This window comes from Vreelandella venusta, assembly GCF_007989605.1.
GTDB lineage: Bacteria > Pseudomonadota > Gammaproteobacteria > Pseudomonadales > Halomonadaceae > Vreelandella > Vreelandella venusta.
On the sequence record NZ_BJUL01000001.1, the window covers coordinates 327,912 to 350,823 of the forward strand.

Below are 22,912 nucleotides of genomic sequence, written 5' to 3' on the forward strand. Positions count from 1 at the left end.
CCAAATAGGGGAGGTGTTGCATGCAGGATTTGTCGACCCAGCTATGAGCGTATAGCAATAATTAAGTGATCTCTACGGCTGTGCCAGCCACTACGATTCCTCCTTGTTCAGGTACTTCGACCTGCAGCAGGCTTAAGCGTCCCATTGCTTCCCCTTGCCTGATAAGAAACTTCCCTGGTGCATCAATCAACTTGGCATCTCGCAGATACCCACCTAGCGCTGCAGCTGCAGCGCCGGTGGCAGGATCTTCCACGACGCCGCCTATTGGGAAAGGATTCCGAGAATGAAACAGGCCGTTATGCTCTCGAAAGACTAGCTGCAGCGTGGTTAACTCTTCTCGTAACATTAAAGCCTTCAGTTTTTCAAAATCGTAATCAAGCTGGTTCAATCGAGACTGTGAGTTGACCGCCAAAATAAGGTGCCACACGCCACCGTAGGCGAGGGCTGGGGGGATCGCTAGATCCAGCTCATCAGATGACCATTGCAGTAGCGCTAACACATCATCGACCAACGCTGTAGGGGCAGGTTTATGAGAGGGGACTACCGAGGTTAGTGCTGCTTGAATCTGACCATCGACCGAGCGAACCTCCACAGGTATTCGGCCAACGGCGGTATCCAGCTGGTAGGTGCCGGTACCACTTAAGCGCCCTAGCATGACGGCGCTAGCAATCGTGGCATGACCACAAAAGTTGATCTCTGTCAGTGGGCTATAGTAACGAATGGTTCTGATGTTTCCGCTAGCTGGGGCGATAAACGCGGTTTCCGAGTAACCCACCTCTGCGGCCATACTCTGCATTGTCTTAGTATCCGGCAACTCATCACCTATCCAAACACCGGCAGGGTTGCCTTTGCTAGGGTCGGTTGAAAACGCGGTTAGGTGGTATAGAGGTTTACTCACGATGTTCTGCTCCGGAAGGAATTATGTTAGAGAGAACATCATTGTGACCTTAAAAAAAATAATGGAAACTGCATTATTGTCATCCATAGGGTTACTAAATTTTAGCCATGAGCGGAGTCCCTTTTCCACCTTTAAACACGCTTCGAGCCTTTGAAGCCGCCGCACGGTTAGGTAGCTTCGCGTCTGCTGCGCAGGAACTGAGCTTGACTCCCGCCGCCGTCAGCCACCGTATTAAAGAGCTAGAAGGGAGGCTCGATATATCGCTATTTGTGCGCCTACCACGTGGCGTGCTTTTGACGGAGTCTGGTCGTCGCTACTATGGGCGTTTAGCTAATGTCTTCACCCAAATCGAACAAGCAACTAAAGAACTGAGGCAACAAGGGGTGGACGGTCCGCTGACACTATCTGCCCCTCACTCTTTTATTAACTACTGGCTGATTCCACGGCTAGGTAACTTAAAAGCTCTTTATCCTGGGCTGGAGCTAACGTTACGTGGTGAAAGTGAGCTATTGAGTTTCCGCGATAATCAAGCTGATACCGGAATCCGCTTTGGCACAGGAGACTACCCAAACCTTCATGCTGAACACTTGATGGGCGATGCCGTGACGATACTTGCTCCTTCATCATTAATTAGCAGCCTCCAGGATACGCGTCCTGAGAGCCTGTTACGTTCGCAGCTTTTATTGGAAGACAGTAGTGTTCACCCAACAGAGCCCTGGAATACTTGGCAACCTTGGTTGCGTGAAGTAGGCGTTGAGTTACATTCATTGCTACAGAAATTACAGTTCTCTGATAGCGGCTTAACCTTAACCGCCTGCGTTAGTGGGCTTGGTCTTTGTATTGGTCGACACTCCATTGCCAGTCAGCTTCTTTTGGATCGAAAAATCCAAGCGATTATGCCTTGGCGTAGTCATGAGTTTGCTTACTACCTAGTGTCACATCCGGCTGAAATTGACAATCCACGTGTTATGGCATTTAAGCACTGGTTAATTGAAGAAATTAAAAACTTTCAAATACCTTGCGGGAATGGACCTGCTTCCGAGTTAGTGAAACCGTCACGGTGAGTTCTCATATCCAGTGCGGCGCTAGGCGCTTTGCTGACCAACTCCCTCCGCTATTGCCTGCATAAACGCGCGGACTCTGGCTACATGCCGTAAGTCTGGGTGAGTAAGTAGCCATAGTGGAGTGGTCAGCGCTTCAATGGGAGCGCTTAGCTTGAGGAGTGCTTCATCGGCATCAGCGAGGTAGCAGGGCAGTACTGCAATTCCCGCCCCGTGGCGGACAGCGGATTGCATACCGAGCATGCTGTCTAGCTTGTAGGCGGCACGTTTATCCATCATCCACTTTTCAAGTGCCGTGTCGCCTAGCTGAACATCCGGGCCTATCCAGGCTTCTTGTTGTAGTGACACTGGGTCTAGCGGCAGTGGGGTGTTTAGAAGGAGAGGGGCGTTTTGCCAAAGCGCCTTTTGTCCATAAATCGCCAGGCTGATATCGCTTAGCTTGCGGCCTACAAGGGTTTCCGGTGGTTGACGGGTAGGGCGAATAGCAATATCGGCCTCACGCCGCGATAAGCTTTGGCGCTGGTTGGAGATGACCACTTCCAACGTGATATCTGGATAGCGCTGGCGAAAACTTGCCAGTAGCGGTGACAATAACCCCGCGAAAAGTGTGTCGGTAGTGGTTATTCGCAAGCTGCCAGAAAGGGTTAAGTCCTGCCCGATTATCCGGCGCTCGGCGCCGTTGACCTCACTCTGTACGCGTCTGGCAGAAGCCGCCAGATCATCTCCCGATAAGGTGGGGATATAACCGGTGCGGCTGCGCTCAAAAAGAGTCACTTTCAGCCGTCGCTCCATTTCGTTTAAGCGTCTGAAAACGGTGGCATGACTGATACGCAGCGCTCGGCTGGCGCCGGATAGCGATCCCGTTTCGGCAATCGCTAGCACAATTTGTAGGTCGTCCCATCTTATTTGCTGTTCATTCATGCAAATCTGTCTCTTATTTTTGGCCAATGTTTTGTCTTATATGAACAGGCTAGTCTGTCATCGAACCAATCAACAGGGGAGATGCAGTATGAATGTATTGATTGTCTTGGCCCATCCTGAACGCCAGTCGTTTAATGGCGGCTTAGTGGATATTGCGCTAAAACAGCTAGTCGATGCTGGGCACTCCATCGAAGTGGATGATCTCTATGCCGAGCGGTTTGATCCAGTGGAGCGTACTGAGCTCTATCCGCAAAAAGCGGTGGATGCGGACTATTTTTATCCTCTTAACGAGCAACGTGCTCACTACGAACAAAACACCTTGGCGCAGGATGTTCAGAGGGAACTGGCCCGGCTGGAGTGGGCAGATGTGGTGATATTCCAATTCCCTTTATGGTGGCACGCTCAGCCCGCCATTCTGAAAGGTTGGTTTGATCGTGTGCTGGTATATGGCGGACGCTATACAAGCCGCATGCGTTACGATCACGGCTACTATCGTGGCAAGCGAGCAATGCTATCGGTAACCACCGGTTCACCAGAAAAGGCGTTTCAGCCCTTTGGCCGAGCTGGCAATATGGTTCATTGGCTATGGCCAATTCATTCATCGCTGTACTACGTTGGCTTTGAGGTGTTGGCTCCCCAGGTTAGCTATGGCATCCAGGGCGGCGGCATTCGCTATCAAGAGGAGACCGAGATCACTGGTCACTTGGAGGCATGTAAAGGAGCTTGGGCTTCCCGGGTTGTGAATTTGGATGCCGAGTCACCCATTCCCTTTACGGGCTGGAATGATTGGGACGCGGATGGTGTTTTAGGCCAAACAGCGCCGCTGCGCTGGCGACTAAATTGACCTCGTTATTAACTAGCGCTGCCGTCTGTGGCGATCAATTCACCGCAGCGGATATCGTGCTCAGCAGCTATCTCTGGTGGGGGATAATGCAGAAAAATATTCCGCCAAAAGAGGTATTCAAAGAATACATAGAACGCACCGAAAGCAGGCCTGCCGCTAAACGCGCGAATGAAATAGATGACGCGTTGGCGCAAAAAATGGAGCCTGTTTCATTCTAACGATCTATGTTACTGCCCTGGCCGGTGATGTTGGCGGGCTGGGGCTTTAGCGTATAGGTGACAGTTGATAGCGTGCATTCCAGATCATTTGACTCACCGCTGCTTGAAATCTAACTCTCTATTGCTCTATTCATGAATGCTGTGAAGTTCTGGGGTAGGCTGCACCTATATTTGTATTATCGAAGGCCTTACACCCAATGAGTACCCCGAGTCACCACTTTTCAGATGCTGAGAAGCGCGGGTTATACCGTGCCATTTATGAACGGCGCGATGTCCGTTCACAGTTCTTACCCGACCCGATTGCTCCCGAGATTCTGGCCAAGCTTTTAAAGGCAGCCCACCATGCTCCCTCGGTAGGCTTTATGCAGCCCTGGGATTTCATTGTGATCGAAAGCCGCGAGGTGAGAGCGGCGATAGTGGCGATGTTCGAGCGAGAAAACCAAAAGGCCGCTGAGCGGTTTGAGGGAGAACGCAAGGAGCGCTACCAGGGTTTGAAACTACAAGGCATTTTAGAAAGCCCGATTAACCTCTGCATTACTTGTGATCGCAGCCGGGGAGGCCCCCATGTGCTAGGGCGCAATAGCATTGTGGATACCGACCTATTTAGCACGTGCTTAGCCGTGCAAAACCTCTGGCTGGCAGCGCGGGCAGAGGGCATTGGCGTTGGCTGGGTGAGTATTCTCGATCAAGATCAACTGAGCACGGCGTTGAAGTTGCCTGAACATGTTTATCCATTAGCTTATCTTTGCCTTGGCTACGTCAGCGAGTTTTTAGATCAGCCCGAGCTGGAAGCAAAAGGGTGGCGCTCTCGGCTTTCATTAACTGAATTGGTGCACTGTGATGGCTGGGGCGGTTCGTTGACAGAAAGCCCACTTCTAACTGCTTTAGAATAATCGAGGCTCAGGGAAAGGAGCAACACACTCATGTTGAATCGAAAGACCCGTTCACCTCGGCACGGAAAAGGCACTGTGGGGCGCTCACTGGTAATAACGCTGACCTTTTTTGCGCTGCTGGTCGCCGCGGTCATGATTGAAAAGTTGCCTATATGGTTACTATGCGCTTATCTAGCGGTCAGCGTGGTGATGTGTTTTACCTATGCGTTAGATAAATCCGCTGCGCAAAAAAACGCGCAGCGGATTTCCGAAAATACCTTACATGTGCTGTCACTATTAGGCGGCTGGCCTGGGGCTATTGTTGCGCAGCAATGGCTTCGCCACAAAACACAAAAGCGCGCTTTCAGACGTGTGTTCTGGGTAACGGTGCTGATCAATCTAACAGCGCTAGTTAGCTGGGCATGGGTATAGTTTGTGAATGACTTATTCTGTTAACGTTTATCACCTACGCTGATAGCAGACTGCTTTTTACGCACCGATGAAGGCAACGCAATGAGCCATGCACTAACCGGGCATAACCGCCCACAGCAAGTGATCGAGGCAATTCAACAGGTGAATGCGCCGCTTAATGCAGCGCACCGCCAAGCGAAGTACGCCAAAATGGCCGTGTCTCCTTACCGATTCTTTCGTGGAACTAATCACTTGTATTGGCAAGACGTTTGGCACGACTGGCGCTTTGCGTTATTTGGTGGATGGCCTAATACCCAAACGTGGCTGCAGGGCGATGCACACGTTTATAACTTTGGCGCTTATGGTCACCATGATGACCAAGTGCGCTACGGTATGGATGACTTCGATGACGCGTTGATCGGTGACTATCAATACGATGTATGGCGGCTGGCGATCAGTGTGGTACTGGATAGCCGTGAAAACGCCGCGTTAAGTTCTAAAGCGACGGCTAAAGCGCTGAAAAAGCTGTTAGAGGGGTATATCCATACGCTAGCTGTTTATAGCCAAGAAACGTATGAAAAAGATACGCTGGCTAAAGAGCAGCCCATTGAGGCGGTGACTCTGGATAGCGCCAAGGGCCCGCTGAAGGCCTTCATGGGCAACGTCGCTGATAAGCAGAGTCGGGCGCGTATGCTGGAAAAATGGACAACCCTCGATAGTCAGAAAGGGCGCATGTTCGCTGAGCGCTCTGGGAAGCTTGCGAACTTACCAGCAGATGTCGCTAGCCAGCTGCGTCGTTTGATTGAGCAAGAGTATCAACAGACGTTACAGCACCCGATCAAAGAGAGTGACCCAAAACACTTTCGTGTCAAAGACACCGTTCGCCGTCTTGATGCCGGAACGGGGTCGTTAGGTTTAGAGCGATATTACGTTTTGATTGAGGGTGGTGCGGACCATGAGCACGACGACGTTATATTAGATGTTAAAGAGCAGGTAACGCCAGAAGCTTATGGCTTAATGAATAAAGCCCAGCAACAGGCGTGGCGAAAGCTATTTCCTAATGAAGGCATTCGCCATGCGGCGGCATTTCATGCCATTGCAGAACACCCCGATGCCTATTTGGGTTGGCTGACCATGAATGGAAAAGTTTTTTCGGTTCGGGAGCGCTCTCCGTTTAAAAAAGATGTGCCTACTCACAAGCTTTCAGGGGGTAAGTCTTATCGGAAATTGGCGCGCCAATGGGGTGAAATTCTCGCGCGTGAGCATTTGCGCGGTGCTCAGGCGCTTCACCGTGGTCATTCAGCACCATTTGCCAACGCGGTATGCCAACGTTTAGAAGGTCGCGAAGCGCAGTTTATTGAGGTAGTGACGACCCTGGCAATTGCCTATGCCGACTGCGTATCTCAAGACTATAAGGTGTTCGTGGAGCACTTTTTGAAGGCAGATTCTGCTTAACAAGCTGGGCCATTAACGTTCATAGTGTTTGCTGCTTACCGAATAAAAAGCCTTTATCCTCAAGAGAGTCCTCCCAAACAACGCAGCGGTTTCGCCCGCTGTGTTTTGCTTGATAGAGTGCCTCGTCGGCAAGTCGTAGCAATATCTTGGGGTCTTGGGTGTGATCAGGGTAAGTGGCCACCCCGCAGGAAAGCGTGATCTGCCGAAGCGGTATACCCTGATGAGCAAATACCGTGTGCGAGATGGACGTCAGCAGTGCTTTTGCTCTGGATTCGGCAACAGTTCGCGATGTGGCAGGCAGCAAGGCAACAAACTCCTCGCCACCAAAACGACAGATGACGTCGAGATCGCGTAGATGCTGTCGCAGCAACTGTGCAATTTCCACCAGAACGGCGTCTCCTGCATCATGACCAAAATCGTCGTTGATCTGTTTGAAATAGTCCACATCCAGCATAAGTACAGAGAGTTGGCTGGTAGGCTGCCCTGCTCGCTGACATTGGTGTTCAAATGCTGAGTCGAAGTGACGACGATTATGCAGGCCCGTCAATGGATCTTTGCGGGATAGGCTATCTAACTCCTGAACGAGTCGGTCAAGGTCAGCGGTGCGGGACGCTACCTGTTGCTCAAGAGTTTCATTGGCAAGGGCGAGTTGTTGTTGAGTATGGCGATAGTGCCACAGGAAAATAGCAGCGTTTGCGACTGCGAATGCTAATGTGCCATAGCTTAATGGCACACTGCGCCAGGCTATAAAACCATGGGCAACGGCCATGTCGGCTAACAGCAGTGGGGCGAAGAAAGTAAAACTCACCACTAGTAGCCGCTGTTCCACCTTTAGCCATTGAAAGCGCATAAGTGCTAGCAACAACATGACAGGGAGCGAGATGGCTAGCATGACATCAAAGATAGGAAACGTTAGCGAAAGGCTGATTACGTCCAACAGAACCAAGCCCATGGCGAAAACGAGGTATAGCAGATGGGTAATCCATAGCCGCGTGATCCAGCGTTTTGCCGTGCCTTTCAGCCAGTCGCTGAGCAATAAGCCTAATGCCACTGGCAGTGTGTAGTAGCTGCCTGCTCGCAACATGTCCCAACCCAGAGCGCAACCGGAAATTAGCTGGCGAGCAGGGGTTTCAGCAAGCAACATCAACCCTGACGAATAGGCAAATAGAGCAATGGCACCAAAGCCTTGGCGTTGCGGCCCGATCAACGCGAAAATAGTTGCCAGAATTGCTAGTACCAACACCAGTGCACTCACGCCAAGATCTTGTGCAGAGTCGTGAATAACCTGATTGAGTACATCACTGCGTTCCATGACTTGCACTTGGCCCCATAGACCAATGCTGGTGTAGTCAGAGTAGAAGCGAAAAGTGAGTTGTTGCCAGGCAGCATTGTCGGGTAAATCGATCATATGCCAGGGCCAACCAGCAAAACTCCCCTTACCCTGAGCGTCAAACTCGCCGTATTGATAAATAAGTTTGTCACCTAGGTAAACCTGTCCGATAAGGTTCATGCTAGTGATAAAGAGAACAGGGTCATTCCAGTCTCCGGCGGGCAGTGTCGTGCGTAACCAGAGATGTTCGTGCCCCTCGCGGCCAGGCGGGTTAAGTGGAGAAGCAGTCGCCTGCCACTCGCTTGCGTTGCTGTGTAGCCATTGAAAGCGGTTATTTGAATCCTGAGGAGAATCTCCCCAGCGATACTCCCAACTTTGCAATGGTTGTGGTGAGTAAGCTGCGCAAAGCCCACTTGGAAGCATCACAAGCGTGGTCAGCATTAGGAGCAGCTGAGGGTAATGACGTATGGCAAGCCAACGAGGCAGCATGATGAACGTCTAATCTCCTGATTATGATCCTTCTTCTAGTAAGTACATCAGCCAAAGCCTGCAATTGACTGAAGCGCACATGAGGTAAGCAACAAAGATTCTTCCCAGTTTAACTAAAAATATGCCGAAGGCGATGGTAGTTTCGTCAACGTTACTAAATGTTTCTAGAGAGTGACAGAGGGGGCTGAGCCTTTGTTGGCCCAGCCTTGCTAGGTTTTGCGTCGCTGATAGAAATAACTGATAGAAGTTATTGGTAGAAATAGTAGCTAGCGCAGTATGAGTAAAAACATACTTTTTAAGTGGATGCGGCGCCGCCGACGATGCCGCTGCGTAAGCTGCTCTCGCTACGGCTGCGATTTTTGAGATGGTTGGCGACAGTATCTTCAGGTGAGCCTGCCATTTCACGGAACATGCCCATTGACCCCAATAGAGCAGAAGACTCGTAAGGCACGAATACCCGCTCACCCTCTTTCGCCATGTGGGGCAGCCCTTTGATATAGCTTTGGCCTAGTAGATAGCCCACTACGGTGCGCTTATTCTCTTCGCTATCGCCGATGGCGCTAAGCACGAGTTTGATGGATTCCTGCTCACCCTGAGCGCGTAAAATCGCCGACTCTTTATCCCCCTGAGCGTTAAGAATGGCCGACTCACGCTGTCCTTGAGCCATTGCAATGGCTGCAGACTTTTCACCTTCTGCTTCTGTCACTGTCGCGCGGCGTTTGCGTTCCGCGGCCATCTGCAGGCGCATCGCAGACTCTACCTCTTCTGGCATGGCGATATCCTGCACCTCTACTCGGGAGATTTTGACACCCCATTTTGAAGCGGGCTCTTCCATTGCTGCCTGGATTTCATTGTTAACTTCGGCACGCGACTCAAACAGTTTATCTAGCTCCATCTTACCGACCACCGAGCGAAGCGTGGTTTTGGCCAGCACCTCGACGGCTTGGCTCATATTCTCTACTTCATAGACAGCTCGTTTAGGATCGATAATTTGATAATAAAGCGCGCCATTGATTCTCACCGTGACGTTATCCGTAGTGACGACCGGCTGGCCAGGAAAGTCCATGACCGTTTCACGACGGTCAATGCGGACTTCATCGCTGGTAATCGCGGTGTAATCCTCGCCCATTTTGCGGTAGCGCAGCATTGTGATCGCGCGTGGCTGCTCAATAAACGGAATGATGATATTGATGCCGCTTTCAAGTACGCGATGAAAGGAGCCCAGTCGTTCAATCACCATCACTTCTGACTGGCGAACAATAACCAATCCTTTCGAGATAATGAGCACGCCAATAACGACAATAATCAAGCTGATGAGCAGGCCAGGACTAATTGATAAATCCATGAGGTTATTCATGTTTATGGCTCCTTGCGTGGGGAAGATGCATCCTAGTGGTTGGTATTTTCTGGAGGTGTCAGCGTCACTACGGCCGTGGTACCTTCAAAGTGCTTAAAGATAACTCGGGTGCCAGGCGGTAAGTCGGTATCACCGCTCTCAATAACACGCAAACGGTAGAAATCACCGTTCACTTTAATGCCGGTTACGTTGTCAAAGTCGCGAACCAGTGTTTTGTAATGGTTACCTTTTTCGACACCTGTGCCGGTTGTGCCGTAGGCAACGCCTCTTGGTGAAAAGCGCGGACGAATAACCATAATGCCTAAAGGCACTAAGACACCCGCGAAAATCCCCATACTAAGTAACTGCCACGGCAGTGATAATCCCAGTGCTGTGACCGCCGCGGTGAGCGCCGCAGCAACTCCCAGTGCAAGCAGTAACATTGCGCCAGACGTCAATTCTGCGAGACTCAGCAGCAGAGCAATCACCAGCCAAGTATAAGCAGGGTTCCAGTCCATGTGTGCTCCTTGCAGTCTATGGATGAAGCTGTTCACTAGCGTAACCTACTCGGCGTATATTGGCCTGTGTACTGCGTAACAGCCACTGTTTAGTGGCCTCATCCTCTTGTTGATGACCTGAATACGCAGTGGAGTGCTATCCTACTTGCCTTACTGAGCATGTCTCTAAGGAGAGTCGTGTGTCGGGTGTGATTTATTGGTTAGATATGGCGGGTGTCATCGTATTCGCCTTGTCAGGGGTGATTTTAGCCTGTCGTTCGCGAATGGATCCCTTCGGTATGCTGGTGTTGGCGGCGGTGACCGGTATTGGCGGCGGCACACTCAGAGAGCTGGTGTTGGGCGTTCGCCCGGTATTCTGGGTAACTGATCCGACCTATTTGTGGGTGATATTAGCCACAGTCGGCGTGTCTTTGGTGGGGTTTCACTATATTCATCGCCTTTCTCGGGGCTTTTTGCCTGTCGCTGATGCGTTTGGGCTGGCGCTATTTACTGTCATTGGCACCCATGAAGCACTGTTGCTGGGCACATCAGGCGTTGTGGCGGTGTTAATGGGCATGATGACCGGCGTGGCGGGGGGCATGATCCGTGATGTGTTAGCCCAGCGGGTGCCGATGGTGCTCCGTGAGGAGATCTACGCCACGGCAGCCTTGGCGGGGGGGATTGTGTATGTGGCGCTCGATGCATTACAGGCACCGCTCACCGTTGCGATTGCCGCTGCATTAACGGCGACACTCGGGTTGCGCCTAGCGGCGATTCACTGGCACCTGGCGCTACCGGTATTTGCCTGGGTTACGCTGCCACCGAAAACGCAAGATGAGGCCTCGGCACCGTTATCGACCCCTCAGAAAGCCAAAGAGCGGGTGCGCATGATCCGGCGAGAGCGTAAAAAACGTTAGCTGAGCAGACTTCCTATGGCGATGTCGCGAAAGGAAGGCGTATTCGCCTCTGCTTGTTTCTTTTTTCTTGTCTTTCAAAACGCATTTGCTTCTCGCCAGCGATCAAACCAGCGTCTTGGTTGCAGTACCTTTAATGAGGGTTCGCTGTCGATCAGTTCTACACCTATCCCTAGTGCACCAAGGTGTGCATAGAGCGCACCATTGGCGCTTTTTTCAGCCAAAGTGACATCGGAAAGCAGCAAAAGGGGGCCGCCGCTAAGCGTGAGATCATGTAGGCGTATGCGTTCGCCATTGATCTGCAGCTGCGCGCTACCGTTAATGTCATGCACGTTTAATAACCGTCCCAGCCAATCACTTTGTCTGGCGCGGGCAAGAAAGAGTCGCGCCAATAGCCCTGTATCGCGCATGCCAAGGCGCAGTTGGCTGGTTAAACTGATTGGATCTCCCCACTCAAGCTGTGCTTCTTCCATTGTGAGCTGGACCCACCAGCCAGCATCCTGTGTGCCTTCCGAGCTTTGCCGGAAGACGTTTTCAAGACGCAGAAACGAGTCATTTGCGTTGAAGTGGCGTGTTTCTAAATCACCTTCGGTGAGCTGCAGGTGTAACTCAACATCGCCCTTAAGCTGTTGATCAAGCAGTGCTAGTTCTGCACCAAATGCGCGTAGTGTCATGTTTCCCTGGGCGGTAAGTCCATCCAATAACCATTCGCTGGTTAGGCTAGCTTGGCCGCCCAATAATGAAACCCCGGCATTTTCAGGCAGGTAACGGTTATAGCGGGTGAAGTCTGGCACTTCCGTAATAGGCAGTGCGATGCGAGTAGTGAAGAAATCGGGCTCTGGTGACTCTAGCACGTCACTAAAACGTTCAGTTTCGGTCGTGAGGGCAAAGTGGCGGCCTTCCAAATGGGGACGGTCATCACCCTGGCGCATAAGTTCAAAGTGTGGAATGCCTAACGAAAGCTGGGCCTGCTCAGATGTGTCGAGTTGGGCGGTGAGCTCGCCGCGCCCAGTGGCAAGGTAATCTAAAAAGGCCACCTCAAGCTGATCGGCATTCACACGTAGGCGGGTGGGGGCAAGTAATCGGTCATTACCAAAAGCCCCCTGAGCGAACAGTTGGCCATTGCCCGCAACTGCCAAGCCATGGGCGTCGGGTAAAAAAATATTTAAGAATCCGAGTCGCTGAACGCTACCTTCGAGTGAAAACTCGCCACTGAGCGGCTTATTCTCATTAGCATTACTGTCGCTGCGCTGAAAGCGACCGTCATTGAGCACTAAAATACTCTCTAATCGCTCGCTGGTAGACTGTGTATCCGCCACTTGCCAGCTTAGACGTGAGCCGCTGATATCAAGCCTTGTGCCATCAAGAGCGGCTTGGCGAATGGCTAACCTAAGCTGTGCGTCGCTTTCCAGTACGCCGTTCTGTTCAGTGTGTTGCCAGCGGGTGGCTAATCGCTCTCCTGCTAACAATATCTCGCCGCTTACCCTTTGGGTGGTGAAATCGAGCTGCCCACGGCTAGTCGCTTGGCCGCTAAGCAATTGCAATGGGGCAGGGTCGGGCAGGGCGGCTTTAAGATAGGTTTGTAACACACTAATGTCGGGTAACCGAGCGGACTGCCAAGTTAGCCGGGCAGTAGCGTTTTCTCGCGCTAGCTCTGGGTTCAGTGGGCTTAGTGCAGTTAACGTGATGGCCGCGTCCGCCATCAACGTTCGCTGATGGTGGCTAAGGGTGGCGTCGGTGAAGGTGAGTGTCGCATCTATCGTCTCTTCGCTCGACAGTTGTGCGGCTAATGAACCACTTCCTTGAGCCGTGAAATTAACTAAATTTGCCGCAAGTGTTGGTGCTTGAATCGTTAAGAAGGCGTCATGTGGCTTGGCGTCACGTAGCGTCACGCTGGCTTCAATTTGGCCGTTACCCTCAAGCCGAACCCCTTGGCCGTCAAAGGTGTGTGCCAGGTAGCGATCAAGCATGTCCAGGCGAGTGACGTCGCCCTGTAGCGCCAGCGAGGCGCCAGTGGGCAGGTCTAACTGGTCGAGGCGCTGATTGGGCATGCTGGTTGATAGGTGAAGCTGCGTATTGGTGGCATAAGGGTGAGTATCCGCCAAGACGACATCGACGAGTTGCGTTGAAAAGTTGAGCTTGTTGTCCTCTACCGCCAAGCGTACAGCGCCTTCACCAACGGCGGTGTGGAGCGGAGGTGGTGTTTCTGCAACCAACCAACGCAGGTCGTCTGTTTCGCGGGGTTGCAGGCGCTGCTCGTTTACCGCTAAGCGCAATTCAGGTGCATTTAAGGTTAGCTCGCTGCCATGCTGTAGTTCGCCATTGTGTAGGTTCAATTCACCCGTTAAGTTGCCGTGGCCATCAAGTGTTAGCCAGGGAAGCGCTTCTAAGTAGGGCATAAACACGTCCCAGGCATCTGCCTGCGCCGCGATGCTCAGTTGTGCAGACAGGGCGCTGAGCAGCTCAGTGGTGAGCTCTTCGCGAGGAATTTGCGCGGTATTCACACTGTCTAGGGAGGCGTCTGCGCGTAACTGGATATTTTGTACTAACGAGGCTTGGTCACTAAGGCGTATCAGGTGGCCTTGGCTGATATCCAACGACACGTTAGGAACGGCTAATACAGCGCGACTTAGCTGGGTATCAGCCACTTGCAGCTGGCCTTGTGCCTCGAGAGCGATATCGCCTATGGTTAAGCGGCGAAGCCCGTTGGCATTAAGTGCCTGTATGTGTAGTTCACCGCGCAGAAGAGCTAGTAGCGACAGCGAAAGCGTTGCACGTTGGGCTTCAACGGAAATCGGTAAGCTGTCGTCTTCCCGTGCCAAGTAAAGGTTCTCTACTTCCCAGCGCCCTGGATGCAGACTGTTTGCATTCGTCCAGCGCACTTCGACTCCCTCGATCTGAGACAGCCGTTTGGGTAGCCATTGACTATTTAGCAGCCAAGTACTGCCAAATACCCATACTAATGTCGCGATTAATGCGCTTAATAGCGTGATTATCAGGATACGGGGGAGACGTTTTGACCTAAGGTTCTCTTTCGGCATACGGGCTTCCTTGCAGATGACTCCTGTCGGCGCGTGTTTTATGGCATTATGCGCGTCGTGGGGCCGTAATGGGTTTTCGATTTCAACGCTAGGCAGGCAGCAAAGCCATGTTCAAGGATTTTTACGCGCAGCGCGGAGAGTATGTTGTGATCTCTGCTGAGCAGGCCAGCCGTTTCGCCAAGGGCGTGGCCGGCGACTACAACCCGATTCATAATCCCGATGCGCGCCGTTTTTGCGTACCTGGAGACCTGCTCTTTACACTGGTGCTGGTGAAGTTTGGGTTGTCGCGACAAATGGAATTTCGCTTCACCAATATGGTGGGAGCTGACACTCCTCTCAAGTTTAGTGAAGAAGCGAATGGTGATCTACTTGTCTGCGATGAAGGTGGCAAGTGCTATCTACAGGTGACGCGTAGCGGAGAAGTTACTCACGATGAAGCGGCGATTGAGGCGTTTGCCCGCTGCTATGTGGCGTTTTCAGGTAAGAATTTTCCTCACTATTTGAAGCCTTTAATGGAGCAGCATGGGGTAATGTTTAACCCTAAGCGGCCCTTGGTTATATACGACAGCATGGGGTTTTCCTTAGAGCGTCTAGACGGTTTCTCGCCGAACTTAGCCCTAACGAGCTCCTCGCTAGAGGTTCAAGGTAAACGTGCTGATGCCTTGCTTGAGTTCTCGATTGAGTCTGCTGGAGAAGCGGTTGGGGTAGGCTCGAAAAAATTAGTGGTCAGCGGCTTATGTGAGTACAACGCAACTGAGATGGCAGCGATTGTTGATGAATTCTACCGCTTAAAGGCGGCTTATGAGGCGGCGTAGGTAGTGTCGTTGCGTTAGCGTAATGGCGGGTGCCATTAACGCTAACGCTAAGGTATTCTCAAAGCCTATCAATTAAAAAAATGCGCGAAGCGCGCTCGACGCTTCCGCTGGATACAAGAGGCTTTGCATGAATCGCATCAAAACGCTTACGCTTGCCTGCGCAGCAGTTACGCTCGCCGTTTCAGCCATGAGTGCTCAGGCGCGGGACTTTCGTCTCGGTCTTATCACGCCAGCACAGCATCTATGGTCTACCGAGGCAGAAGCTTTTGCCCAAACACTTAACGAACGCTCTGGTGGCGAGCATAGCGTTAGTGTCTTTCCAGCTCAGCAGCTAGGCAATGAAGCGCAAATGGTTCAGCAGCTTCAAACCGGCGCGTTAGATATGGCTTTCTTGACGATTGCCGAAATTTCCAACCGTATTCCAGATTTTGGCGCACTATACGCGCCTTACTTGGTTGATGACGTTAATCACGCGGCACGGCTTTTACGTTCTGATGCGGCAGGGGAGCTGCTCGAGTTAATGCCACAAGAAGTCGGCTTAATTGGCGTTGGCTATGGCATGGTAGGCATGCGCCAAGTGCTCAGCCGTGATCCTATTGAAAGCGCCGACGATCTGCAGGGGCAGCGTTTACGTATTACCCCTTTTGAGCCAATTCGGGATTTCTATACGGCCACGGGTGCTGCCCCTGCCCCCATGCCACTCTTAGAAGTGTATGACGCGCTGGCTAACGGTCAGGTCGATGCCATTGATATGGATTTCGACTCTATTTTAATTTTGAAATTCTATGAGCAAGCGGAAAATCTGCTGATTTCTAACCATATGATGTTCCCTATGGTGGGCGTCGTGTCTGGGCGAGTATGGCGCGATCTTTCTGAACAAGATCGTGAGCTGATTGATACTGCGATGGCTGAGCATCTAGAGAACGTGCTGGTGGGTTTTGAAGAGAAGGATGCCGCTCAGGAAGAGGAGATCCGCGCCTTGGATATCAATATCGTTGAAGCGGATGCTGAGTTTTTCTCTGACGCCATTGCACAGTGGGAAAACATCTGGGCGCCTAAGGCACCTATGTTAGAAACGTTACGCGCCGAGGCTGACCGGTTACGTGAAGAGTAACATGCTGCAACGTTTTTCATTAGGGCTTGCACGCTGTGAAGAGATTGCCGCCGCTGCTTTAGCGGCGGCGGTTACCTGTCTGATTCTCACCAATATTGCGTTTCGCGCCCTAGGCAGCCCGCTTTACTGGATTAGCGAGCTGGCGATTTACGCCATGATCTGGATGACCTTTTTGATAGCCGCCACGGTGTTTAAACGCCGCCAGGGGATAGCGGTCACGTTGCTGAGCGATCTATTACCGCAATCCGGCCGGAAATTGATAGGCATCTGGGTAGATACCATGGTGCTGTTATTTGCCCTGCTGTTAGCGTGGCTTTGCTGGCGCTGGTATCAGCCACTTGCACTGGTGCAAGCAGGGTTTGATACCCGTGCTTTTCAAGGGCAAACATTCAATTTTATTTACGCTGAAAACACCTCCACGCTTGGCATTAAAAAATTCTGGGCGTGGTTAATTGTGCCGTGGTTTGCATTGTCCCTTAGCCTGCATAGCTGGGCGAATCTTATCCAGTCACTCAAACAGTGGCGAACGCCGACCCCAGAATCCACCGCCAAAGCGCTACGCTAATTCTGCTTACCCTGTTGACGGTACGTTTATGACGATTGCTGTTTTTTTGCTGCTGTTGCTCGGTGCTGTGCCCATTGCGCTAGTACTGGCATTGACTGCCATGTGGTACATCCAGATGTCAGGCAATACGGTGTTGTTTGATTCGTATCCACAGCAGCTGTTTAGCGCCATTGAAAGCTATGGATTGCTGGCGATTCCGTTATTTATGTTGGCGGGCGAATTAATGAATGAAGGCGGTTTAACCCGCCGCTTGATCGCCCTAGCGCGTATTTTAGTAGGAGGATTTCGCGGTGGTCTCGCCTATATCAATTTAGTGGCCAACATGATGATGGCGGCGATTATTGGTTCGGCAGCCTCGCAAATTGCCATTATGTCTCGGGCAATGGTGCCAGCAATGGAGCAGGAAGGTTATGACAAATCCTACAGCGCAGCGATTACCGCCGCGGGTGGGCTACTGTCGCCGATTATTCCACCTTCCATGCTGTTTGTGTTGTTTGGCGTCATGGCCCAAGTGCCGATTGCGGAAATGTTTATTGCTGGGTTGCTGCCGGGGCTGCTCTTGGGAACCAGCTTTTTTATCGTGATTGCCTTGGTAGGCTTGGTCCAGCAATACCCTAAAGGTCAGTGGCCTACTCGCCGTCAGGCGCTTCACGACCTGCTTTGGGGGCTGCCTGCTCTACTCATTCCAGTGATCATTATCGGCGGCATTCTATGGGGGGTTGCCACGCCAACGGAATCGGCCGCGCTGGCTTCACTGGCGGCGCTATTGATGGGACGTTTTGTCTACGGTGATCTGCATTTCAGCCAGTTGCCCCAGGTGCTGACGCGTACTGCGATTAACGCCGGCTTAGTGATAATGCTGATTGCCGCTGCTGGTGTGTTTGGCTGGGTGGTGATTTATGAGCAGCTTCCGCAAATGGCCGCCGCATGGATTGCCGCGTTGACCAGCGACCCTTTCGTATTCTTGCTACTGGTGATTGGCGCACTGCTGTTAGTGGGAATGGTGATTGATGGCATTGCGGCGCTAATTTTAGTGGTACCGATTTTAATGCCCATTGCCCAAAGCCAATTCGCGATTAGCCCCTACCAGTTTGGTGTAGTGGTGTGTTTAACCCTGGTAATAGGCCTGTTAACGCCCCCGGTAGGGGCAGGACTGTTTATCGCTTCCTCAATGACGGGGGCGTCGCCGCTTAAAATATTTCGCTCGCTGCTGCCGTTTTTGCTAGCAACGTTAGTGACCCTTATGCTTCTTGCCTGGCTGCCGTGGTTAACCAACGGGCTTATCCAGCGTTAATCGCTATCACATTCATTTCAACCTCTAGCTGAACTGATGCTCTCCTCGGTGTTTATGATGCCGTTTAATGGTGGAGTATCAGTCCCAGGCTGCCTGCTTGGCACCAAATTGCCCTGTTCTTTATCAAGTGGCTAATTGACGTTTACGTCAACTTGCTGATATACCCTAGGGTTCATCTTTGCGTCTCATAACAAACACAACGTTGAGGAAGGTAGTCATGTCCGTTCGTGAAATCCCTATGTATATCGATGGCCAGCCAGTCATGTCACAAAGCCAGGATTGGCGTGATGTGGTTAACCCGGCCACTCAGGAAGTGGTTGCCAGGGTGCCATTTTGTACTGCCGAAGAGGTAGAACGCGCGATTGCCAGCGCTAAAACAGCTTTTAAAGGGTGGCGTAAAGTGCCGCTTGGCAAGCGCATGCGCATCATGCTGAAACTTCAGGCACTGATACGCGAAAATACGGCTGAATTAGCCGCGCTAATCACCGAAGAGCACGGTAAAACCTTGCCTGACGCTGAAGGTGAAGTAGGGCGTGGTTTAGAAGTCGTTGAGCACGCTTGTTCAATTACCTCGCTGCAGCTAGGTGAGTTAGCGGAAAATGCCGCTAATGAAGTTGATGTTTATACCATGCACCAGCCGCTGGGCGTTGGCGCAGGTATTACCGCCTTCAACTTCCCGATTATGTTGCCCTGTTTTATGTTCCCGCTTGCCATCGCAACGGGTAATACCTTTGTCCTGAAACCGTCCGAGCAGGATCCTAGTTCCACCATGCGGCTGGTTGAGCTCGCCCATGAAGCGGGCGTCCCGGCTGGCGTTTTAAACGTAGTTCATGGCGGCCCTGATGTGGCCAACCAAATCGCCGACCACCAGGATATTAAAGCACTCTCGTTTATCGGCTCGACCCATGTGGGCTCCTTGCTTTACGACCGTGCCGCCGCCGCTGGAAAGCGTATGCAGTCGATGATGGGAGCTAAAAACCACTGCGTTGTTATGCCGGATGCTAACCGTAGCCAAGCGATTGATAGCCTACTTGGCTCGGCGTTTGGTGCCGCTGGCCAGCGCTGCATGGCTAACTCTGTAGTGGTGCTGGTAGGTGAAGCGCGAGAGTGGCTGAAAGATATTGAGGAAGGCGCACGCAGCATGAAAGTTGGCCCAGGCACCCAGCGCGATGCCGACTTAGGGCCGCTTGTCTCACCACAAGCGAAAGAGCGCGTTGAGCGCTTGATTACAGCGGGTGAAAAAGAGGGCGCTAAACTGCTAATAGACGGCCGTGGTTGCACGGTAGAGGGCTATCCAAACGGCAACTTTGTTGGCCCAACTCTGTTTGCCGATGTGACCGCTGATATGACGGTGTACCGGGAAGAAATTTTTGGACCAGTACTATGTGTGGTCAATGTGGAGACGCTGGATGACGCGATTGCGTTTATCAACGCTAACCCTAACGGCAACGGTACGTCGATATTTACCAACTCAGGCTGGGTAGCACGGCGCTTTGAAACGGATATCGATGTCGGCCAGATTGGGATCAATGTGCCGATTCCTGTGCCCGTCGCGTACTTCAGCTTTACGGGTTCGCGAGCTTCCAAGCTTGGTGACTTGGGGCCGAACGGCAAGCAGGCAATTACCTTCTGGACGCAGACCAAAACGGTCACTGCCCGCTGGTTCGAACCAGAAAATGTATCTAGCGGCATTAATAGCACTATTTCGTTGAGCTAATTGCACCATGGAGAAGCCCCGCGCTAAGCGGGGCTTTGACCGTTTCAACTTATGTGATCTGAAATAACGGCAGGCTTCTTTTTAAAAGTTGGCCGATAGGGCCAAGCTGACTGGCGTGCATAACGAGAATGGTGGGAGTGGTCATTTGCGCTGTTGTGCTGTGAGGAACTAACAGTGCAAATTCGCCTTCTTCAAGATGAAACTCATGTAGCTCATGCAGGCCATCGGGCGTTTCACACTGAGAGCAGCGGTAGTTGTCATCTTCGCCATAAACTAAGCGATGATACATTTTGAAGAGCGTATAAATGGCTAAACCGCCTTTCAAAGTAGGCCAGCGGGCAGGTGTGCTGCGCAGCGCGTCAGAAACGATGATGCCATCGGCTGCTGCGTTAGCGAATACGCTCGCCAGTGGTGTTGAGAGGAGCGGCGTGCTAGCGCTTAATGACGTCTCGTGTTCTTGAGGGTTAGGAGGGATCTCGTTAACCACTCGGTGGAAATCATCTAAAGAGGCAAGCGGGAAGTCTTTGTGCTTTAGGTCACTTGGCTCGAAGCCGCCGTTTTCCCAGCCATGGATAACCCGGAGCGTGGCACGCGCGTGATGCATAGGCAGTGCAAGAAGGGTATGTAGCATTATCCGGATATGCAGCTGACGCTCATCGGTGTTGTTTTTAAACGCGCAATAAGGGTCGGCAAAAAGAGTATGCAAGCGCCCAGGCGTATGCTCTTTGGCTTCGGAATAATGCATTTTGGTGTTCCTGTTAATTGCCGTTTGATGCATTTTCTGCACGGCTTATAGGCCATTGAATAGTTGAGAGTATGGACAGCGTTAGCCGCGATTGAAAGTCACTTTGTTTAGTGTTTTGTTACCGTATCGCGTTATCTAACAACATAATTGTTTAAGCAAAACAAAAATTTAAAGCTAAAACAGCAAGTGAGGTGTAGCGATGACTGATCGACTTAGCCGTTTCCGTGTACCAGAAACGCTGGATGAACTACCTGACGATATTCGGGATGCAATATTAGAAGTGCAAAGCAAGGCGGGATTTGTGCCCAATGTGTTCTTAATGCTGGCGCATCGCCCTGCAGAGTTTCGCGCTTTTTTTGCTTATCACGATGCTTTGATGGAGCGTGAATCCGACACGCTGACTAAAGCTGAGAAAGAGATGATTGTTGTGGCTACCAGTGCTCGCAATCGTTGTCTCTACTGTGTTGTTGCCCATGGCGCGCTATTGAGAATTTATAGTAAAGATCCCTTAGTCGCTGACAATGTCGCTATCAATCATCTGACGGCAGGGCTAAGCGAACGCCATCGTGTCATGCTGGATTTTGCACTGCACTGCGGGATTGAGGTTGGGGAGTTCTCTGCCACGTGGCAAACAACCTTAGAGAAAGTAGGTTTTACGCTAGAGGACTGTTGGGATATTGGCGCCATTGCTGCTTTTTTCGGCATGTCGAATCGATTAGTGACCATGGCGGGGACGCCGCCCAATGAGGAGTTTTATTTGATGGGACGCCTGCCGCGTTAGCAGGCTAAATACACACATCTAGGCGTGACTCTCGGATAGATTTTACTAACGCCCAGCCTTTACTAACGAGCCGCTTTCACCGAGGATAGCGTCTCCATTCACTGTCGCCAGGGGAGCCCACAGCTGTTGGGCTGAGAATGCGCACTGCGCAGACCCTGGAACCTGATCCGGTTCATACCGGCGGAGGAAGTGCGACATGCCTTACCTAACGTCAGCCGTACTTGGTGCGGCGCTATTCTGTTTTGCCTTGCTGGGCCTGCGTGCACGTCATGTGCAGGGGTCGCTTGATGACTATGTCACGGCACGAAACTCGCAAACCGCTTCCACACTTGGATTCTCCTTTTTAGCCTCGGGAATGGGCGCCTGGATCCTGTTTGCGCCGCCTGAAATTGGTGCCTTTGTGGGACCGTTAGCGTTGGCAGGGTATGCCCTGGGCTCTGCACTGCCGTTTATTGTGTTGGGGTTGTACGGGCCAAAAATTCGCCGTGCATTGCCAGAAGGCAGAAGCATCGCCGAATTCGCCCACGCGTGTTACGGCAAAGGTGTGCGTCATTGGGTGCTACTGGTGTCCGTAGCCTACATGGGCTGTTTTTTAGCAGCGGAGCTAACCGCGATAGGTGCTATTACCGCACTGCTTTCCGATGTGCCGCCTGCACTAGTGATTATTGGCGTTGCACTCACTACTTTGGTGTATACGGTGATTGGTGGACTGCGTGCAAGTCTCGCAACGGATCGCTGGCAGGCTTGGCTTTTGCTAGCCCTATTATTAGCCGTAGGTAGTGTGGCGATTTGGCGATTACCCACTATGCCAAGCGATGCAGTCATGCCCTCGATTCCTATCGCAAGCGCGTTGAGTGTTGCCCTGACGCTTGTGATTGCGGTGACCGCCGCCAATCTTTTTCACCAAGGTTATTGGCAGCGTGTCTGGGCTGCCCGGGACGATCAGAGCTTAGGTCGCGGTGCTTGGCTAGGTGGCGGTCTGACCGTGTTGGTTGTGATGGTGATTGGCGGTGTCGGCATCATGGCCGCGATGAGCGGTGTTGCTTTGGGCGAACCCCCTATTCCTTTCTTTGCGCTGTTAACCGATGCGCCTGCCTGGATGGCGTTACCTGCATTGGTGTTGGCCGTCACGTTAGTGACCTCAAGTGTCGATACGCTACAAAACGGTATAGCGTCGCTGATAGTAGGGCGTGGCGGTGAGCGACATGCAGCATCTTTAACGACCGCGCGTTGGATAACGGTCGCACTGATGGTGCCGGTGATAGTTATTGCCCTGCAGGGATTGTCGGTTCTACGGCTCTTCTTGATAGCAGACTTGCTTTGCGCTGCCATTGTGGTGCCTGTGCTGCTTGGCCTGTGGCAGCGAATGACGCCAGTTGCGGCGATTGGTGGCGGCATGGCTGGATTAGTTGGGGCAATACTACCGGGGTGGCTAAGCCAGGGAAGTATTTCGGCTGGCATAATGGCGGCTACCTTTCCAGGCAGTATCCCAACGTTAGGGCCTTTTCTAGGGGCGTTGCTGGCGTCTATAGTCGTCAGCATTACACTGGCCTACCTGCCTAAGCGACGAAGCGCTAGGCCGTAACGTTAAGCC

The 22,912-nt window shown here is 52.0% G+C and carries 21 protein-coding genes and 1 riboswitch; of the genes, 14 read left to right on the forward strand and 7 right to left on the reverse strand.

From position 1 onward, the window contains the following. Positions 1-61 precede the first annotated feature (61 nt). Positions 62-898: a PhzF family phenazine biosynthesis protein gene (locus tag HVE01_RS01540; protein WP_125750519.1), complete on the reverse strand. Its 837-nt coding sequence runs from the start codon at positions 896-898 to the stop codon at positions 62-64. 107 nt (positions 899-1,005) lie between these two features. Between HVE01_RS01540 and HVE01_RS01545 the strand changes: the two genes are divergently transcribed. After that, on the forward strand, positions 1,006-1,962 hold the full coding sequence (locus tag HVE01_RS01545; RefSeq protein WP_146942009.1) for a LysR substrate-binding domain-containing protein: 957 nt from the start codon (positions 1,006-1,008) through the stop codon (positions 1,960-1,962). Positions 1,963-1,983: 21 nt separating this feature from the next. Here the strand turns inward: HVE01_RS01545 and HVE01_RS01550 are convergent, their stop codons facing one another. Beyond that, positions 1,984-2,880: a LysR family transcriptional regulator gene (locus tag HVE01_RS01550; RefSeq protein WP_146942010.1), complete on the reverse strand. Its 897-nt coding sequence runs from the start codon at positions 2,878-2,880 to the stop codon at positions 1,984-1,986. An 88-nt stretch (positions 2,881-2,968) separates the two neighbouring features. On the opposite strand from HVE01_RS01550, the gene HVE01_RS01555 reads away from it, so the two are divergent. The 5 genes from HVE01_RS01555 (at position 2,969) to HVE01_RS01575 (ending at position 6,680) form a co-directional block, all read left to right on the forward strand. Beyond that, complete coding sequence (locus tag HVE01_RS01555) at positions 2,969-3,724, forward strand: NAD(P)H-dependent oxidoreductase (protein ID WP_146942012.1); 756 nt, start codon at positions 2,969-2,971, stop codon at positions 3,722-3,724. Then, positions 3,721-3,942: a glutathione S-transferase family protein gene (locus HVE01_RS01560; RefSeq protein ID WP_244973742.1), complete on the forward strand. Its 222-nt coding sequence runs from the start codon at positions 3,721-3,723 to the stop codon at positions 3,940-3,942. The genes HVE01_RS01555 and HVE01_RS01560 overlap by 4 nt, the downstream gene beginning before the upstream one ends. A gap of 197 nt (positions 3,943-4,139) precedes the next feature. After that, entirely contained in the window at positions 4,140-4,835 is a 696-nt protein-coding gene (gene bluB / locus HVE01_RS01565) for a 5,6-dimethylbenzimidazole synthase (RefSeq protein WP_146942014.1), read from the forward strand. A gap of 30 nt (positions 4,836-4,865) precedes the next feature. Continuing rightward, positions 4,866-5,246, forward strand: a complete 381-nt coding sequence (locus tag HVE01_RS01570) for a DUF1294 domain-containing protein (protein ID WP_146942016.1) — start codon at positions 4,866-4,868, stop codon at positions 5,244-5,246. 81 nt (positions 5,247-5,327) lie between these two features. Further along, positions 5,328-6,680: a DUF2252 domain-containing protein gene (locus HVE01_RS01575; RefSeq protein ID WP_146942018.1), complete on the forward strand. Its 1,353-nt coding sequence runs from the start codon at positions 5,328-5,330 to the stop codon at positions 6,678-6,680. A 19-nt stretch (positions 6,681-6,699) separates the two neighbouring features. On the opposite strand, the gene HVE01_RS01580 is transcribed toward HVE01_RS01575, so the two are convergent. The 3 genes from HVE01_RS01580 to HVE01_RS01590 all read right to left on the reverse strand — a co-directional run bounded on the left by HVE01_RS01580 (position 6,700) and on the right by HVE01_RS01590 (position 10,353). Continuing rightward, a complete protein-coding gene (locus HVE01_RS01580; RefSeq protein ID WP_244973741.1) occupies positions 6,700-8,451 on the reverse strand; it encodes a GGDEF domain-containing protein in 1,752 nt (583 codons plus the stop codon). A 343-nt stretch (positions 8,452-8,794) separates the two neighbouring features. Continuing rightward, complete coding sequence (locus HVE01_RS01585) at positions 8,795-9,844, reverse strand: SPFH domain-containing protein (RefSeq protein WP_125753722.1); 1,050 nt, start codon at positions 9,842-9,844, stop codon at positions 8,795-8,797. 44 nt (positions 9,845-9,888) lie between these two features. Continuing rightward, positions 9,889-10,353, reverse strand: coding sequence for an NfeD family protein (locus tag HVE01_RS01590; protein ID WP_146942023.1), 465 nt, complete (start codon positions 10,351-10,353; stop codon positions 9,889-9,891). 179 nt (positions 10,354-10,532) lie between these two features. Here HVE01_RS01590 and HVE01_RS01595 point away from each other — a divergent pair, with 179 nt between their 5' ends. After that, positions 10,533-11,249, forward strand: a complete 717-nt coding sequence (locus HVE01_RS01595; RefSeq protein ID WP_089039499.1) for a trimeric intracellular cation channel family protein — start codon at positions 10,533-10,535, stop codon at positions 11,247-11,249. A 74-nt stretch (positions 11,250-11,323) separates the two neighbouring features. Here the strand turns inward: HVE01_RS01595 and HVE01_RS01600 are convergent, their stop codons facing one another. Next, positions 11,324-14,287 (reverse strand): hypothetical protein, encoded by a 2,964-nt coding sequence (locus tag HVE01_RS01600; RefSeq protein WP_146942025.1) that lies wholly within the window; start codon positions 14,285-14,287, stop codon positions 11,324-11,326. A gap of 107 nt (positions 14,288-14,394) precedes the next feature. On the opposite strand from HVE01_RS01600, the gene HVE01_RS01605 reads away from it, so the two are divergent. The 5 genes from HVE01_RS01605 (at position 14,395) to HVE01_RS01625 (ending at position 19,792) form a co-directional block, all read left to right on the forward strand. Beyond that, complete coding sequence (locus HVE01_RS01605) at positions 14,395-15,102, forward strand: DUF3581 family protein (RefSeq protein WP_125750488.1); 708 nt, start codon at positions 14,395-14,397, stop codon at positions 15,100-15,102. 127 nt (positions 15,103-15,229) lie between these two features. Further along, entirely contained in the window at positions 15,230-16,216 is a 987-nt protein-coding gene (locus tag HVE01_RS01610; RefSeq protein ID WP_125750485.1) for a TRAP transporter substrate-binding protein, read from the forward strand. Position 16,217: 1 nt separating this feature from the next. Beyond that, entirely contained in the window at positions 16,218-16,781 is a 564-nt protein-coding gene (locus HVE01_RS01615) for a TRAP transporter small permease (protein WP_125750482.1), read from the forward strand. A 28-nt stretch (positions 16,782-16,809) separates the two neighbouring features. Beyond that, positions 16,810-18,075, forward strand: a complete 1,266-nt coding sequence (locus HVE01_RS01620) for a TRAP transporter large permease (protein ID WP_146942027.1) — start codon at positions 16,810-16,812, stop codon at positions 18,073-18,075. 217 nt (positions 18,076-18,292) lie between these two features. Next, positions 18,293-19,792 carry a CoA-acylating methylmalonate-semialdehyde dehydrogenase gene (locus tag HVE01_RS01625; RefSeq protein ID WP_125750476.1) on the forward strand — a complete coding sequence of 500 codons (1,500 nt, stop codon included), beginning with the start codon at positions 18,293-18,295 and terminating at the stop codon, positions 19,790-19,792. A 49-nt stretch (positions 19,793-19,841) separates the two neighbouring features. Here the strand turns inward: HVE01_RS01625 and HVE01_RS01630 are convergent, their stop codons facing one another. After that, on the reverse strand, positions 19,842-20,537 hold the full coding sequence (locus HVE01_RS01630) for a hypothetical protein (protein ID WP_125750473.1): 696 nt from the start codon (positions 20,535-20,537) through the stop codon (positions 19,842-19,844). Between the two features lie 199 nt (positions 20,538-20,736). On the opposite strand from HVE01_RS01630, the gene HVE01_RS01635 reads away from it, so the two are divergent. Continuing rightward, complete coding sequence (locus HVE01_RS01635; RefSeq protein ID WP_125750470.1) at positions 20,737-21,318, forward strand: peroxidase-related enzyme; 582 nt, start codon at positions 20,737-20,739, stop codon at positions 21,316-21,318. A 99-nt stretch (positions 21,319-21,417) separates the two neighbouring features. Continuing rightward, positions 21,418-21,525, forward strand: a riboswitch (TPP riboswitch). Continuing rightward, complete coding sequence (locus tag HVE01_RS01640) at positions 21,515-22,903, forward strand: SLC5/6 family protein (protein WP_125750467.1); 1,389 nt, start codon at positions 21,515-21,517, stop codon at positions 22,901-22,903. It overlaps the preceding riboswitch by 11 nt. Positions 22,904-22,912: the final 9 nt, after the last annotated feature.

What these genes read in the sequence shown, in the direction of transcription:
- HVE01_RS01545 (WP_146942009.1), top strand. Translation starts at nt 1,006, where the DNA reads ATGAGCGGAGTCCCTTTTCCACCTTTAAACACGCTTCGAGCCTTTGAA.
- HVE01_RS01600 (WP_146942025.1), bottom strand. Translation starts at nt 14,287, where the DNA reads ATGCCGAAAGAGAACCTTAGGTCAAAACGTCTCCCCCGTATCCTGATA.
- HVE01_RS01610 (WP_125750485.1), top strand. Translation starts at nt 15,230, where the DNA reads ATGAATCGCATCAAAACGCTTACGCTTGCCTGCGCAGCAGTTACGCTC.
- HVE01_RS01550 (WP_146942010.1), bottom strand. Translation starts at nt 2,880, where the DNA reads ATGAATGAACAGCAAATAAGATGGGACGACCTACAAATTGTGCTAGCG.
- HVE01_RS01620 (WP_146942027.1), top strand. Translation starts at nt 16,810, where the DNA reads ATGACGATTGCTGTTTTTTTGCTGCTGTTGCTCGGTGCTGTGCCCATT.
- HVE01_RS01585 (WP_125753722.1), bottom strand. Translation starts at nt 9,844, where the DNA reads ATGGATTTATCAATTAGTCCTGGCCTGCTCATCAGCTTGATTATTGTC.
- HVE01_RS01615 (WP_125750482.1), top strand. Translation starts at nt 16,218, where the DNA reads ATGCTGCAACGTTTTTCATTAGGGCTTGCACGCTGTGAAGAGATTGCC.
- HVE01_RS01590 (WP_146942023.1), bottom strand. Translation starts at nt 10,353, where the DNA reads ATGGACTGGAACCCTGCTTATACTTGGCTGGTGATTGCTCTGCTGCTG.
- HVE01_RS01580 (WP_244973741.1), bottom strand. Translation starts at nt 8,451, where the DNA reads ATGCTGACCACGCTTGTGATGCTTCCAAGTGGGCTTTGCGCAGCTTAC.
- HVE01_RS01555 (WP_146942012.1), top strand. Translation starts at nt 2,969, where the DNA reads ATGAATGTATTGATTGTCTTGGCCCATCCTGAACGCCAGTCGTTTAAT.
- HVE01_RS01570 (WP_146942016.1), top strand. Translation starts at nt 4,866, where the DNA reads ATGTTGAATCGAAAGACCCGTTCACCTCGGCACGGAAAAGGCACTGTG.
- HVE01_RS01575 (WP_146942018.1), top strand. Translation starts at nt 5,328, where the DNA reads ATGAGCCATGCACTAACCGGGCATAACCGCCCACAGCAAGTGATCGAG.
- HVE01_RS01630 (WP_125750473.1), bottom strand. Translation starts at nt 20,537, where the DNA reads ATGCATTATTCCGAAGCCAAAGAGCATACGCCTGGGCGCTTGCATACT.
- HVE01_RS01625 (WP_125750476.1), top strand. Translation starts at nt 18,293, where the DNA reads ATGTCCGTTCGTGAAATCCCTATGTATATCGATGGCCAGCCAGTCATG.
- HVE01_RS01640 (WP_125750467.1), top strand. Translation starts at nt 21,515, where the DNA reads ATGCCTTACCTAACGTCAGCCGTACTTGGTGCGGCGCTATTCTGTTTT.
- bluB (WP_146942014.1), top strand. Translation starts at nt 4,140, where the DNA reads ATGAGTACCCCGAGTCACCACTTTTCAGATGCTGAGAAGCGCGGGTTA.
- HVE01_RS01635 (WP_125750470.1), top strand. Translation starts at nt 20,737, where the DNA reads ATGACTGATCGACTTAGCCGTTTCCGTGTACCAGAAACGCTGGATGAA.
- HVE01_RS01605 (WP_125750488.1), top strand. Translation starts at nt 14,395, where the DNA reads ATGTTCAAGGATTTTTACGCGCAGCGCGGAGAGTATGTTGTGATCTCT.